The organism is Arcticibacterium sp., from assembly GCF_055134445.1.
The window spans coordinates 1-13,790 of sequence record NZ_JBSRVI010000052.1; the positions used below are offsets into that span (position 1 = coordinate 1).

A 13,790-nucleotide genomic window follows, 5' to 3' on the forward strand; every position below is an offset into this window, starting at 1 on the left:
TTTTGTTCCTTGTGTATTTAAAGATTGAGAACAGTTCTTACCATTATATACTAAAGTCATTAATAATGGCTTCCCTGAACCTGAATCACAAATATCATTACCTGTTATCTCTGGACCTCCACAATCTTCTCCATCGGATTTTGTCACATTCGTGATCTCCGCTGGATCATACGGTCCACATAACGCTTCATCTGCTTTTATTGAACCTCCTGAAACAGTCTTTGGAGTAATTGTTTTAGTAACAACATTAGAAAAACCTTCTCCACAACAGTTTGTTGCTACTCGTCTAAATTGCGTTGTTTGAGATATTTTGGCAGGTTGATAATCTTTTCCAGTAGCTCCTGCAATGGCTAGCCAAGTTCCAGAAGTTCCAGCTCTTTGTTGCCAAGTATATTTGATTCCACTTGTACCACCGTATGTTACATTATTAGAACCTTTAACCGCCGTTAGTAAAAGTGAACCAAATTGATCTCCAATTGTAATTGGAACTGAACAAGAGGTATGAATTGTGACAGTTTGTAAAAGTGTTCCACCTTGCTGATTATAAATGCTTACAACAATAGGATTAGATAATGTAGACCCTCCATTTGTAACCGTAAATGCAGAACCAATAATAACTGTTCCGGAGTATTGACTATTATTGACAGAGACATAAACACTGGCAGCACCATTAGGACCTGAACCACTTTCAGTACAATCCCATTTGCCACCTTTTGTTCCTTGTGTATTTAAAGATTGAGAACAGTTCTTACCATTATATACTAAAGTCATTAATAATGGCTTCCCTGAACCTGAATCACAAATATCATTACCTGTTATCTCTGGACCTCCACAATTCTCACCACCAGATTCCGTGACATTCGTAATTAACGATGGTACGTAAGGACCACAAAATTCTTCATCCGCTTTTATGGTTCCCCCAGTTGGTTTTAAGAAATTGGTAACTTTTGTGGTGGCTGTAGCACTACATCCATTTCCAGTACTTGCAGTAACCGTATAAGTTCCAACAATAGTTGTTGTAGCCGTTACTCCCGTTTTTGTTCCAAAACCAGAAGGTCCAGTCCATGAGTAAGTTGCTCCAGTAGTAGTTGAAGAAGCCGTTAAAGTTACGGTCTCACCTTCACATTTTGGAGAATTATTAGTTGCCGTAACAGTAATATTATCGGATTTATTACAGGCTATTAATTCAATATTATCTAGATCCCAAGCAGAAATACTTGCTCCATTTCCAACTGCGTCAAAAGCAGTCAATTGGAACTCATAAGTTGAATTTGCCGTAAATTCAAAATCAGGGTCACTACTTAAATCGATATTCTCAGTAGTCCAATTTGTAGGACTGGTAGAACGATTTAATGACTCAAATACTAAATTCCCTGATTTATAGATCCTTAAAGAGTATTTCTTAGGGTAATTATTCGATGCCGACCCGCCACTAGATGCCGGTGATGGTGAATAATTAAGTGTTGCAGCTGCCCTTTGGTTAAATTTAAGTGAAGTGATATCTCCTATTTGAGAAGGTTTTAATGTTACACTAAACTTAACAGCTTTACCCCAATCTGCACTAGAACCTGTATTGGCACTAACACACATGGCCCTATCACTATTAGACTGCCCTGTAAAACCAACTACACAACTATGGAAATTTGTATTAGGATTCTCCCTGTATACATTTGTTGCCGTAATTGTAGAAAAATTAGCATTATTTGGATAGGTAGGTAAAAATTCACTGTAGCTATAAGCTTCGTTTAAAGCAAGACACTGATCTAAGTTCCATTTAACAACGGTCTTAGGTGTACAAGTCAAACATATATTATTATTACAGTTAGGATCTACTGTAACTGTTACAGATTGGTCGGCACTACAAGACCCATTTGAACAACTAACTAAATAACTAGTTGTAGTTTGTGGGCTTACCGTAATCTTGGCAGTAGTAGCACCTGTATTCCATAAAATAGTACCAGAGCAATTAGAAACTGTTAGATCTACAGACTCTCCTTTACAGATATTAGCATTACTAACGTTTATAACTGGCTTAGGAACACTAGTACCACAACAGCCGTCTAATTTCACATTATCGATTTCCCAAACCGTACAGTTTCCCGTTGGGTTAAAACCAATAATTTCGAAATCATAAGTGGTGGCGGCGTCAGAAATAAAATTTCCCGTTTCTGCAAAAGTTACAGTTTTGTCTTTCCAAGATTTAGTTAATCCCGTAATAACTTCTTCATGTACTTTTTCTCCATTCTTAAAAACATAAAGTACTAAAGACTGAGAGCCACCATCTGTACATTGATAACCACTTCTCTTATAGCTAAACTTTAAGTTGCCTAATTTATACGACTTACCACTAGAAGGTGTAATGGTTGTAGAAAATCTTACGGCCTTATCATTACCGGCATTCGGAGTAGTGGTTGAACTAATTCCATTCACACACATGGCATCGGAACCATCTGGACCATCTGCACATGAATGTTTATTTACATCAGGATTTAATCTATAAATAGTAGAAGCCGAAATTTCACCACAACCTCCTTTATTTATGCTTGGTGTAAATTCTCCATACCAGTTACCACCTGTTCCTGTATTACAATTATTTAAATCCCAACTTACTAATGTAACTGGTGTACAGTTTGGAACACAAACTGGAGTTTCTTCACAATTACTGTTTACTATAATATTTACAGTAGAAGTAACACTACAATTTTTTCCTCCAGAAATAAAGCTCGCGGTAACAGTATAAACTCCAGCCTGGTTTGACTGAAGATTACTTAGAGAAAAAGATTGAGTCGTACTAACAACCGTATTGGTAGGAGATTTCCATGAATACGACGGACTACAAGAAGATGGAACATCTCCTTTAAACTGAGCATTGAAAGTTACATCTCCGCCTACACAAATAGATGGAGCACTCGCTGTGGCTGTAAGTTCAAAAGGAACAATATTTCCTAAGTTGAAGTTAAAGTCTCCATGACTAGTTTTTCCGGACCAACCGTTGGTACCACTGTTTTTGAAATTCAAATCAAACCAACCGCTACCTCCAAAATCATTGGTATTCACATTTCCACCTGTTCCAATTTGAAACGATGGCATAGTGTTGGTTGAATTATCAGATATTTCTATTTCAAGTCCACTATAAATACCGCTCGCTCCCCCAGTTATTGTTCCTGTAGCACTGGTATAATAGTAAAGGTCATTTCCATATGTAGTACATGAATTGGGTTTAGGACTATATTGTGGCGTAACGGCTGTTCTACCTGAAAGTACATAGACTACGTCTAGATAATCATTTGTTCCGCCTGCTGCAGGTTTTACTCTACCATAAATTTTGGCTGTACCATCACAATACTCTTCAAACTTAAGATCAGTCGTTTTAAAATATTGATGATTAGTCTTTCCTGCTGAAGAATTCATGTTCAGCCATAAGGAGTAGTAAGTACTTGACGATGTATTACAAGCTCCAGAAAGTTTATTATCTGTAATTACCCTAGATCCAGAAAAACACACGGGGTCGTTGGTACCAATATCTTTAACGGTAATTACATATTTCACAAAAGACCCACAAGGGTCTAATGGTTTAAAATTCGCATAATAATAATATGTACCTGCTATAGTTGGAGCAGTTATTTGAAGTTGAGCAATTCCATTGGAAGCAGTAGCCTCTCCAACTGAAGTTTTAATAGTAAGTTGTAAAAGGGAAGTTACAAGCTGTGTAGAACGTATCCATTCGACTTTAGTACCATTTGGTGCACTGGTGGTCAGTGTTAAATCAAAATTCTGTCCTTTATTAACCTGTGCTGTGGAAGGATCAGGATTTTCAAGTTTTAATGAAGAACAATAAGTTAAAATTACAGAATCAAACTTCAGTGCTCTATCCTTACTATATCCAACTATTCTAATTTTTACGGTATTGGCAGGAGCCGTATTCGTAATAGTACTAATAGGATCTAAGGGTGTACCATTATCATTATAAGTATTTGTAACCGTACTTTTTGTCGAAGTACCAAGTACGTTATTGCTTGCATCCAGAAATTCAAAATATAATTGTGCAGTACCACTCACATTATGAGTAGCTGCGTAAGCGTCCATCGAAATTGATTGCCCTCCGGCATAAGGAGCGTCTACAGTCTGCGTGACATAATAGGTTCCTGAGTCATCTCCATTATTTAAGATGCCATAATTTCCCGTTTGAGAATTATTGAATAATGCAAATTTGCCGTTTGACGGTGTCCAGCTATTTGGTATACTAAGTAAAGTACCTCCATTAAAGTCCCAATTGGCAGTAAGATTAAAACTACATTGGCATCCAGATGTAGTGAGCTTCATTTCTGAAGCTACGCTAGATGCGTTTTTCATTTTTGAAAAATCAACCTTAGGATTCCCACTAGCATCATAAAACTCAGGGTCAAGGAATTTTTCTGTTTCAAAGCCATACTCATAGCCTGAAATTTTCATAAGACCTCTCGTCCAATCATTAGTGGAAATAGATGACTTGGAATTTTCACTTTTCTCGACTTTCAGCTTTTGAGCTTGAACACCAGAAGTAGCCCCGAAGACAAAAAAGGCAACTAATGCAAAAAACGCCAAAAATCTCGTAAAATGGCCGTTAAGCTCCATTTTCTCAGTTAAGGAGTAATAATTTCTCATTTTAAGTAAGTGTTTATTCAAATAAACCAGTTTTTTATAAATTCACTCAGCAACTAAAATTCCCTTAAAGAATTATTGTTACCAGAATACAAAATAAAAAAAAAGCAACATCATCAAATTCCCAAAAACAGCATGCTCTACAAGGCCTCAAGGACCTATAAAAATTATGCCAGTATTCAGGAATGCACGATATTACTTTCGGAAAAAGCCCCCAGATGCACCCTAAGGGCATTTTAAAGACTTTATTTTTATTTCATCGAAAAACGGCAAGCGTCATTCTTCGAAGTCAATAATATATATGCAAATACCGTGCTAAAATGACCCCACTAAATAATTTTTACTTTTCATTTTATTAGACCTGCCTTTCTACATTAGGTCACATTCTTCGTTAATTTGTATCTCATTAATTTAAACATTGCTGACGTGAAACTTTGGAATAAAGACAACGGGAAAAAAGTCCAGGAGAATATTGAAAAATTTACAGTAGGTCAAGACAGGGTTTTGGATATACATCTAGCTCCTTTTGATGTACTGGGCTCTATGGCACATGCCATCATGCTTGAAAGCATTGGTCTATTAGAAAAAGAAGAACTCTCTTCCTTAATAAAGGAATGCAAATTAATTCTTGAAGATATTGATAGTGGTGTGTTTGTTATTGAGGATGATGTAGAGGATGTGCATAGTCAAGTAGAACTAATGCTCACTAAAAAACTTGGAGATACTGGAAAAAAAATTCACAGCGGGAGATCTAGAAACGATCAAGTTTTAGTGGATTTAAAAATGTACCTCAGACAAAAAATTGAAGAAATTTCTAAGCAGGTTCTTTCCCTTTTTGAAACCCTCATTGAAAAAAGTAATCTACATAAAAATGACCTCCTTCCGGGTTACACCCACTTTCAGATTGCCATGCCTTCTTCTTTTGGACTATGGTTTGGTGCTTATGCAGAGAGTCTGATAGATGACCTTACTTTACTGCAGGCTGTCTATAAGATAGTCAACAAAAACCCTTTAGGCAGCGGAGCTGGCTTTGGCTCATCCTTCCCTTTAAATCGAACTTTAACCACGGAGCTCTTGGGCTTTGAAGACCTAAATTATAATGTGGTCTATGCCCAAATGACTAGAGGAAAAATGGAATATGCCGTTTCTTCCGCCTTGAGCAACCTCGCCAATACCCTTTCTCGTTTGGCCATGGATGTCTGTCTTTATAATAGCCAGAACTTTGGTTTTATTAAACTACCTGAAGAAATAACAACAGGTAGCAGTATAATGCCTCACAAAAAGAATCCTGATGTCGCTGAAATTTTAAGAGGAAAAACCAACTTACTTAAAAGTCTCCCTACCCAAATTAACGCTCTGCTTTCAAATTTACCTAGCGGATATCATAGAGAATTACAATTGCTTAAAGAATTGGTAATACCTGCGTTTGAGAACTTCTCTGAATGTCTTGAGATTACAGCATTCATGATTAAAGAAATGGAGGTTAAAAAGAATATCCTAGACGACCCAAAATACGACCTAATATTTAGTGTAGAGAACGTAAACAACCTGGTTTTAAGTGGCATTCCTTTTCGGGATGCCTATAAAATAACGGGTGAAGGAATTAACGAAGGCAAATTTATTCCTGATAGAAGTTTAAACCATACACTAGAGGGAAGCATGGGTAACCTTTGCAATGACGCTCTTTCTAATAATATGAACGCAGTAATGGATTCCTTTAACTTTGTTAAGGTTGAAAAGGCCTTTGAAAAATTAAAAAATCGCCCATTCTAGTATCTGGAATTTGAGCATAAAAAAAAGCATTCGATATCATATCGAATGCTTTTTTTATGTCTTTACAGAAATGAGTTCTTCTTAGAAACAAGAATCATCACCGTTTGAGCAACATCTTGAGAATCTCTTGCCCATTTTTTTGTATTGTTTCTCAGTGATTTGAATATACACTTTGCCATCATCACCAACTTTCATCTCTTGTTTAGTGAAGTTCGCTTTAAGGTCTATTGGTAAGTTTATGTTTCTTTCAGAAGGCTGATTGCCTTTGTCATCACAAATTTCAACAGCATGAGTAAGGTTGCTGCTTCCAGTTAACATATATTGAAGTGCAGAGGCTCCAGCCACACCATATTGTCCTAAACAAAGGTATTTGTCAGCAGATTCTCCCTTCGCTAATTTTCCTGCTTTAGTAGCATGAGCTATAACTGTAACAGTAGGGTTATGCTCCTTACTTACCACTTCACTAATGGCGTCGTTACCAGCAAAAAATAATGTTTGTTTCTTTTTACCTATTACGCCATCACTACTTCCATCCATTGTTTCAGCGTCAGCCTTATCAATCTCAGGAGCAGATAAACCTTCCATTGTTTCTGATGCCATATCTGTGGCACACACAGGATAAGATTTCTTAAGCACTTTAAAACGTTTCTTGGTCACATCCATTCTAATGGCACCATCACTTCCGAAGCTAGTTTGACCTTTTTCTAAATTAAAATCTAGGTTTACAGGTATTTTTAAATCTATCGCAGAAAGTACATTTCCATTTTGGTTATCAATAGAAACTTTCTCAGATGCACTCGTAGAACCTGAGGCAGCATACTCGTAAGCTACATTAACAGGAACACTTAATTTACCCAAACAAAGGCTTTGACCACCATAAGAAGCCACTAATTCCACCTCTTTAGTATCCTTTAAATAATCGCCACTGGCAATTTTACCATCACCAGATAAATTAATACTCTGCTGAACCGCTTCTTGACAATCTAGACAAGGGACACAATTACAATAAGGGTTTGCTTTATTGTTTGCACTCCAAGAAGAGAAGTTATTACACTCTGGACATGGAATATTTTGATCACAAGGAGGAATATCTTGATAAAAAATATTTCCACAAGTCTTCATGATATAAACGAAACAAGGTCCGTTTTTTACAAAAATTTGATATCCTTCAAAATCCTTTCCAAATTTAGCTTTGAAATACTTAGTACTACCAGATCCCATCCAACCTACAGCACCCTTTGGTACAATCACTGGAGTTATGTCACTGGCATCAAAATCAGGATCATTAGCCCCTGTATAACCCAGAGTTCTTAATAATCTATCCAATTCAGCCGCCTGTCTTTTACCTCTTCTTTTAACACTTTTAAGGTGAGAATAAGCTGAAGCCGCAGTATGTCTACTAATACGACCAAACTGAGGATTAGTCCCTAATTTGTTAAGGACCTTCGGAGCGGCACCTTGTGGCATGGTGGTTACTACTTCTTTATGGAAAAACTTATTCAAAGTTTCTACACAAGGAACTGAACCCTGAGCATTAGATAATGTACTAAATGCTACAGTTAGCAGAAAAGCACCGATAAGAATGAAAGGCTTCTTCATTTGAAAAATTGTTCTTATTTAGTTATGAGAGAGTAAAAATACAATAAAGAATCGTTAGAAATCAACAAACTCAGCACTAAAATATTAAAGAAAAAAACGGTACGATTTTTTACAGTTAGCCTAATTATCTTGCAAAACTGCTTTTTTGAAGAAATTTGGGGAATATCATATTTAATAGAATACTGCTATTTTTGCAGATAGAATATTAAAAACCAAACATCATACATGAGTTTATTAACAGTAGGGTCCGTAGCATTTGATAAAATAGAGACTCCTTTTGGCAAAACTGACAAAATAATTGGTGGGGCAGCCACTTTCATTTCATTAACCGCTTCTTATTTTACCAAGAAAAATAACTTAGTAGGTATTGTGGGTGGTGACTTCCCTTCAGAGATGATTTCTACTTTCCAAAAGCATGGCGTAAACACCGACGGCCTAGAAGTAGACCCAAATGGAAAAACTTTCTTCTGGTCCGGAAAATATCATAATGATATGAACAGTAGAGACACGCTTGATACTCAGCTGAACGTCTTAGAGAATTATGAGCCTACCATCCCAGAAGGATACCAAGATTGTGAATTTCTAATGCTAGGAAATATGGTGCCCGCTGTTCAGCACGCCACTTTGAATAAATTCAAGAAAAGACCAAAGTTTGTGATGCTAGACACCATGAATTTATGGATGGATATTGCAATGGATGAACTAAAGGCCGTTATAGCGGATATAGATTGTCTTACCATAAACGATTCTGAGGCTCGTCAGCTATCTGGAGATTATTCTTTAAGAAAAGCGGCTAAAACCATTTTAACAATGGGTCCTAAAACTTTGGTGATAAAAAAAGGAGAACATGGTGCACTCTTATTTCAAGGAGAAAAGATATTCTTCTGCCCTGCTTTACCTTTAGAGGACGTGTTTGACCCGACGGGTGCTGGAGATTCTTTTGCTGGAGGTTTTATTGGCCACTTGGCAAAAACAGATGATTTATCTTTTGAAAACATGAAAAGAGCCATGATTTACGGTTCTGCAATGGCGTCTTTCTGTGTAGAAAAATTTGGAACCGAAAGACTATTAAATCTTACAAGCGAAGAAATTGCAGATAGGGTAAAAGAATTTATTAGCCTTTCTAGTTTTGAAATAGCTTAAACTTCTTAACTATTATAACAGCGGTAGGTTTAAATTAGAATCCTCCGCTGTTGTAATATTGCCTTCTCCTACTCACTTTTAGGTCTGACAGTAAAGACGAACGCACCCTTAGGTCAAAGCTATAATTAGAGGCTCTACTAGAATTCCCTGCAATGGGCGTCCAGTTAAAGCTCATATCCCAGCAGTGTAGCTCCCTCATCATTCCGATATTAGTCAGGGTCACCTCTTTATAAACAAAATCCCAACCTGTACTATAGGTTACTTTCCATTTTGGGGTTAAACTAAAATCTCCCTGAAACTGTAAGGCCTGAGTTACTCTGGCGTCTGCCAGACCTTGCTTATTATAACTTATGGTATAAGCAATACTTAGGCTCCAAGGAATAGAGAAATCAACATAGGCCATGGGATTAGCTTTAATAAAACGTTCCATAGCTTCTCTAGCAGGATCTACATTTGGATTTTTCTTTTCTGGTTGCTGCTTGGTCTTGTCGAAAGTTTTAGGACTCAGTTGCGTATTAACCGACACATTAAAATTACTCAGATAATTACCCACATCTATTCCAGAGTTTTCAGCATCCTTTACCCATTTATATTCTGTTATTCTTTGCCCAGCCAAGTTGCTTGATATTAAATCATCTTTTTCATACTTATAAGGATCGATAGTTCCTCCCACATTTAACCTTATTAAGTTCTTAAACAAGGTACTATTGGCACTCATGTTTATATTAGAAAGGGCAAACTCTCCGAGAGAACTCTTGGCAAGAAGGTTATAACTACTATTAATACTAAAATTATCCAACAAAGAAACCTTCTCAAATTCACTTTGTGCGGTATCCGATTTACTCCTAAACTTAGCCTCGAGTTGATTAGAAATACCAAAGCTAATATTGGCAGCCTGGGAGCCTATACCCGCAGAAGAATTCACAAATCTCGGCAAATACTTTTGAGTTTGTTGACCCGTGCTATCCTCACGAATAACGGTATTAAAAGCATATTGACCCTCCGTATCTGGCGTATAGCTTAAACTCACAGATGGTGAAACGGTATGTCTTATGGCCTGCATTCTTCCATTGCCATTAAACCTATAAGTACCATAAACCCTCGTGTTCATACTTGCTCCAAAGGAATAGCTTTGCCCAAAAGACAGTCCATTAAGCGTGTCTATCACCACTACTCCACCGCCATTGGCATCGGCCAAAACCGTTAAATTCTGATTTTCATCATAAGAGTAAGTTAAGGAATCCTGTCCTTCAGTAGACTTTACAGTTACTATTCTTCCATCGGTCAGTTGCACCACCTCTTCTCCTACTCCTGGACCTACATAAGTATATTTTAATTCCTTCGTATAAATGTCTCCTTTGTAGGACATACTCGGAGTCAAATTAATAAACTTAGCAATTTTGATATTAGGTAAGGCTATAGGCACCGTATAGGAGGTGTTAAAAACGCCGTTTTTCAATATATTATCAATACCTGTAATAACGGGACTATCCAAAGCCTCTAATTCCGCTTGATAAAGTGTTCTTAATTCATCAGATAAGTTTGAGGAATTAAGTAAAAGCTCTAACTCTTGTTTCCTTCTTTCTTCGATGGTAGAAATTGGTTCGTTAGAAATTCCTGCAATATTATAATCATTATAACTGGTAGACCTTGCATTGTTCTGGTTTGTTACCGAGTATCCTCCATTTAAGGTTAGTCCTACCCTAAAAGACTCGTACCAATTTCCCACTTGTTTTTTTTCTGGCACAAAGGGGTTGAACTGATTTACAGCTAAACTATAGGTTCCACCACCATTTAATACCTTCGTTGATACATTTTGATTTATTCTTAAAGCCGTACTGGTTCTTATTAACTTTCCAAAGTCTTTAGAATACTGAATAGAGGAACCAAAGGTATTGCTAGTATACTGGTCAACGGCATCTAGTCTTACGTTGTTCTGATTAAAGCCATTACTTACAATATTGACAGAGGCAGAAAAACTTCTATCTGTTCTTTTATTTTGAGGTGAATGTGACCAAGATATATTAAAATCCCTTGAGGTTGGTTGTAGAGAAAGTTCGTCTCCTGGTTTATTATTATTAAACTGAAGGTTCAAGTTTCCCGAATATTTATATTTTTTAATATACTGCGACTGCACTCCTAAACCCCAGCTACCTTTGGAGTAAATTTGGGCTAAAACTTTGGCTCCGATATACTCACTAAATGCGTGGTAATATCCAAAATCTCTAAAGTAGTAACCTCTACTATTAGGCTCTTCTCCATAGCTCCCCATAATAAATCCCGACGTACCTATTTCCTTTTTCTTTGGAACAGGAAAGAAACCAAACGGCAGCCCTATTGGCAAAGGAACTCCCGCAAGAACCAAGTTAAACGGTCCAGAAATAATAGATTTCTTATTAACCAGCTTGATTTTCTTAGCGGCAATATGAAAATGAGGCTCTGCCAAATCGCAAGTAGAGTACTTGGCATCTACTAAATAAAGATTATCTGTCGGGTCTTTTTTTACCGTTTTGCCCTGAATTATCCCTTCACCTTCTTGTGTAACTATACCTTTAATTATGGCCTTTTTAGAAGTAAAGTTGTATCGAATCGTATCCGTATTATAGCTATCTGCCCCTTGAATAAAAATAGGTTTGCCTTTGACCTTCTCTCCTACCAATTTGGTAGAATCTGGCATACCGTGAGCAAAAACCTCGCTAATACCCCAGTTCATACGGATGTAATCTGCTTTTAATTTAATATCACCATACTCCACCACAGCATTACCATAAAGATATATGGTTTCACCATCCACATCCATTATGGTAGAATCTTCTGCCGTATAAACCACTGTGGTTTCCAAATTACCATCTGCACTTACCAAAGAATCTGCAATAACAGACTTAACGGTATCCTTTGGAGCGACCAAAGCGTCTGTTTGGGAAAAGCATGCTCCCGAAACACATAGGAATAATAAAACCAAAGGGCTCAAAAATGTTTTGAAGACATCTCTGAAATTTATGAAAAGCAGCAAGACAATATTTTTAAATTTTTCCTGTTTTATCAAAAAAGTTAAATTTGAGGTACAAAAGTAGTTTAAAAGTGCTTCCTTATAACGTAATTGAGCTACAAATATCGTGTTAAAATAACCTAAATGACACTTAATTATGCTTTCCAAAAAACCATTTATAATCGCTTTCCTATTAATTTCTACATTGTTTTTCTCCTTTTGCACGCTAAAACATTACCCTGGAAACTCCATCCAGAAAGTGGTGATTGATGCAGGGCATGGAGGAAAAGACCCCGGCACTGGAAACGGGAAAGAAAAGAGGTATGCCCTAGATATTGCCTTAAAACTGGGTGATAAAATAAAAAGAAATTTAAAAGATGTAGATGTGATTTACACCAGAGATTCTGATGTTTTTATACCTCTTAATACCCGTGCCGAAATTGCCAATAAAAACAAAGCAGATTTATTTATATCTATTCACTGCAATGCCTTTAGCAGCTCCCATGCCAGCGGCACTGAAACCTATGTGATGGGTCTTCATAAAACAGAAGCTAACCTAGACTTGGCTAAAAGAGAGAACAATGTTATTTTAATGGAGGACAACTACACCAAAACCTACAAAGGCTTTAATCCAAACTCTCCTCTGGCTCATATTATGCTAGCCAACTATCAAAGTGCATTTATGAATCAAAGCATGGATTTTGCTGCCAGAGTTGAACAGCAGTTTACTAAGCACGGAAACAAAAGCCGTGGTGTAAAACAAGCTGGTTTTTTAGTTATATGGGAAACCACCATGCCAAGTGTTTTAATAGAAACTGGTTATCTTTCTAATCCCAACGATGCCAAGATGTTAGGTACAGAAAATGGTCGTGACAATATTGCCCAAGCCATCTATACGGCCTTTAATTCCTACAAGACCGACGTGGAAAGGAATCAATAAGGCATTATATTTGTATCGTTAATGGTATTCACAGGCATAAACAGCAAAAAATGAAAATAACGAAGGAAGCGAAGGTAGGTTTGTTAGGTATTATTTCGCTGGTTGTACTATATCTTGGCTTCAATTACCTCAAAGGATTAGATTTATTCTCTACAGAAAACGAGTATAAAGTGGTTTTTAAAGATGTTGAAGGACTGAAGACGTCGAACATTGTAACCTATAAAGGCGTTAATGTGGGTCGTGTTATGAAGTTAGAAACAGACCAAAAGAATGACCAAATTAGAGTGACCCTCGCAGTTAGGAAACAAATAAAGATTACAGATAAGACCGTAGCCCTTTTAGTAGACGATGGCCTAATTGGTGGTAAACTGATTAAACTTCAAATAGCTCCTGGTGCCAGTTTACCAGAAGGTGGAGAAATTATTGGTGGCATAGAACTGGGGCTGGCTGATGCCGCTATTTCTAAAATAACACCTGCTCTCCAAAACGTGGACTCTTTAATTATCAACCTAAACCATGTTATCAAACAATTTGACCAGACAGGCTATGCTCTCAATGAATTATTAACCTCGGCTAATAAAACCACTGATGGCCTAAATTTGGTGGTAGCACAAAATACCAATGGTTTAGCCAAAGTCATTTCAAATGCAACCACTGTTACGGAAAATTTGGGCGTAGTAACTGGTAACTTAGATGCACAAATAG

Annotated in this window: 7 protein-coding genes; 4 read left to right on the forward strand and 3 right to left on the reverse strand. The window is 37.0% G+C overall.

Annotated features, from left to right (window positions below):
- Nucleotides 1–4,644: DUF7467 domain-containing protein (locus ACTBZY_RS07400; RefSeq protein ID WP_463045718.1), on the reverse strand; the 4,644-nt coding region annotated here is incomplete at its 3' end.
- A 423-nt stretch (nt 4,645–5,067) separates the two neighbouring features.
- Between ACTBZY_RS07400 and argH the strand changes: the two genes are divergently transcribed.
- Entirely contained in the window at nt 5,068–6,414 is a 1,347-nt protein-coding gene (gene argH, locus ACTBZY_RS07405; RefSeq protein WP_463045719.1) for an argininosuccinate lyase, read from the forward strand.
- Nucleotides 6,415–6,495: 81 nt separating this feature from the next.
- Here argH and ACTBZY_RS07410 read toward each other — a convergent pair whose 3' ends face one another.
- The gene (locus tag ACTBZY_RS07410; RefSeq protein WP_463045720.1) at nt 6,496–8,013 is read right to left on the reverse strand and encodes a DNA gyrase inhibitor YacG; all 1,518 of its coding nucleotides are present in this window, start codon (nt 8,011–8,013) and stop codon (nt 6,496–6,498) included.
- 225 nt (nt 8,014–8,238) lie between these two features.
- On the opposite strand from ACTBZY_RS07410, the gene ACTBZY_RS07415 reads away from it, so the two are divergent.
- A complete protein-coding gene (locus tag ACTBZY_RS07415; protein ID WP_463045721.1) occupies nt 8,239–9,156 on the forward strand; it encodes a PfkB family carbohydrate kinase in 918 nt (305 codons plus the stop codon).
- A 34-nt stretch (nt 9,157–9,190) separates the two neighbouring features.
- Here the strand turns inward: ACTBZY_RS07415 and ACTBZY_RS07420 are convergent, their stop codons facing one another.
- Entirely contained in the window at nt 9,191–12,169 is a 2,979-nt protein-coding gene (locus tag ACTBZY_RS07420; protein WP_463045722.1) for a putative LPS assembly protein LptD, read from the reverse strand.
- A gap of 133 nt (nt 12,170–12,302) precedes the next feature.
- On the opposite strand from ACTBZY_RS07420, the gene ACTBZY_RS07425 reads away from it, so the two are divergent.
- The gene (locus ACTBZY_RS07425; RefSeq protein ID WP_463045723.1) at nt 12,303–13,085 is read left to right on the forward strand and encodes an N-acetylmuramoyl-L-alanine amidase family protein; all 783 of its coding nucleotides are present in this window, start codon (nt 12,303–12,305) and stop codon (nt 13,083–13,085) included.
- Nucleotides 13,086–13,135: 50 nt separating this feature from the next.
- The coding region (locus tag ACTBZY_RS07430) for an MlaD family protein (protein WP_463045724.1) at nt 13,136–13,790 on the forward strand (655 nt) is incomplete at its 3' end.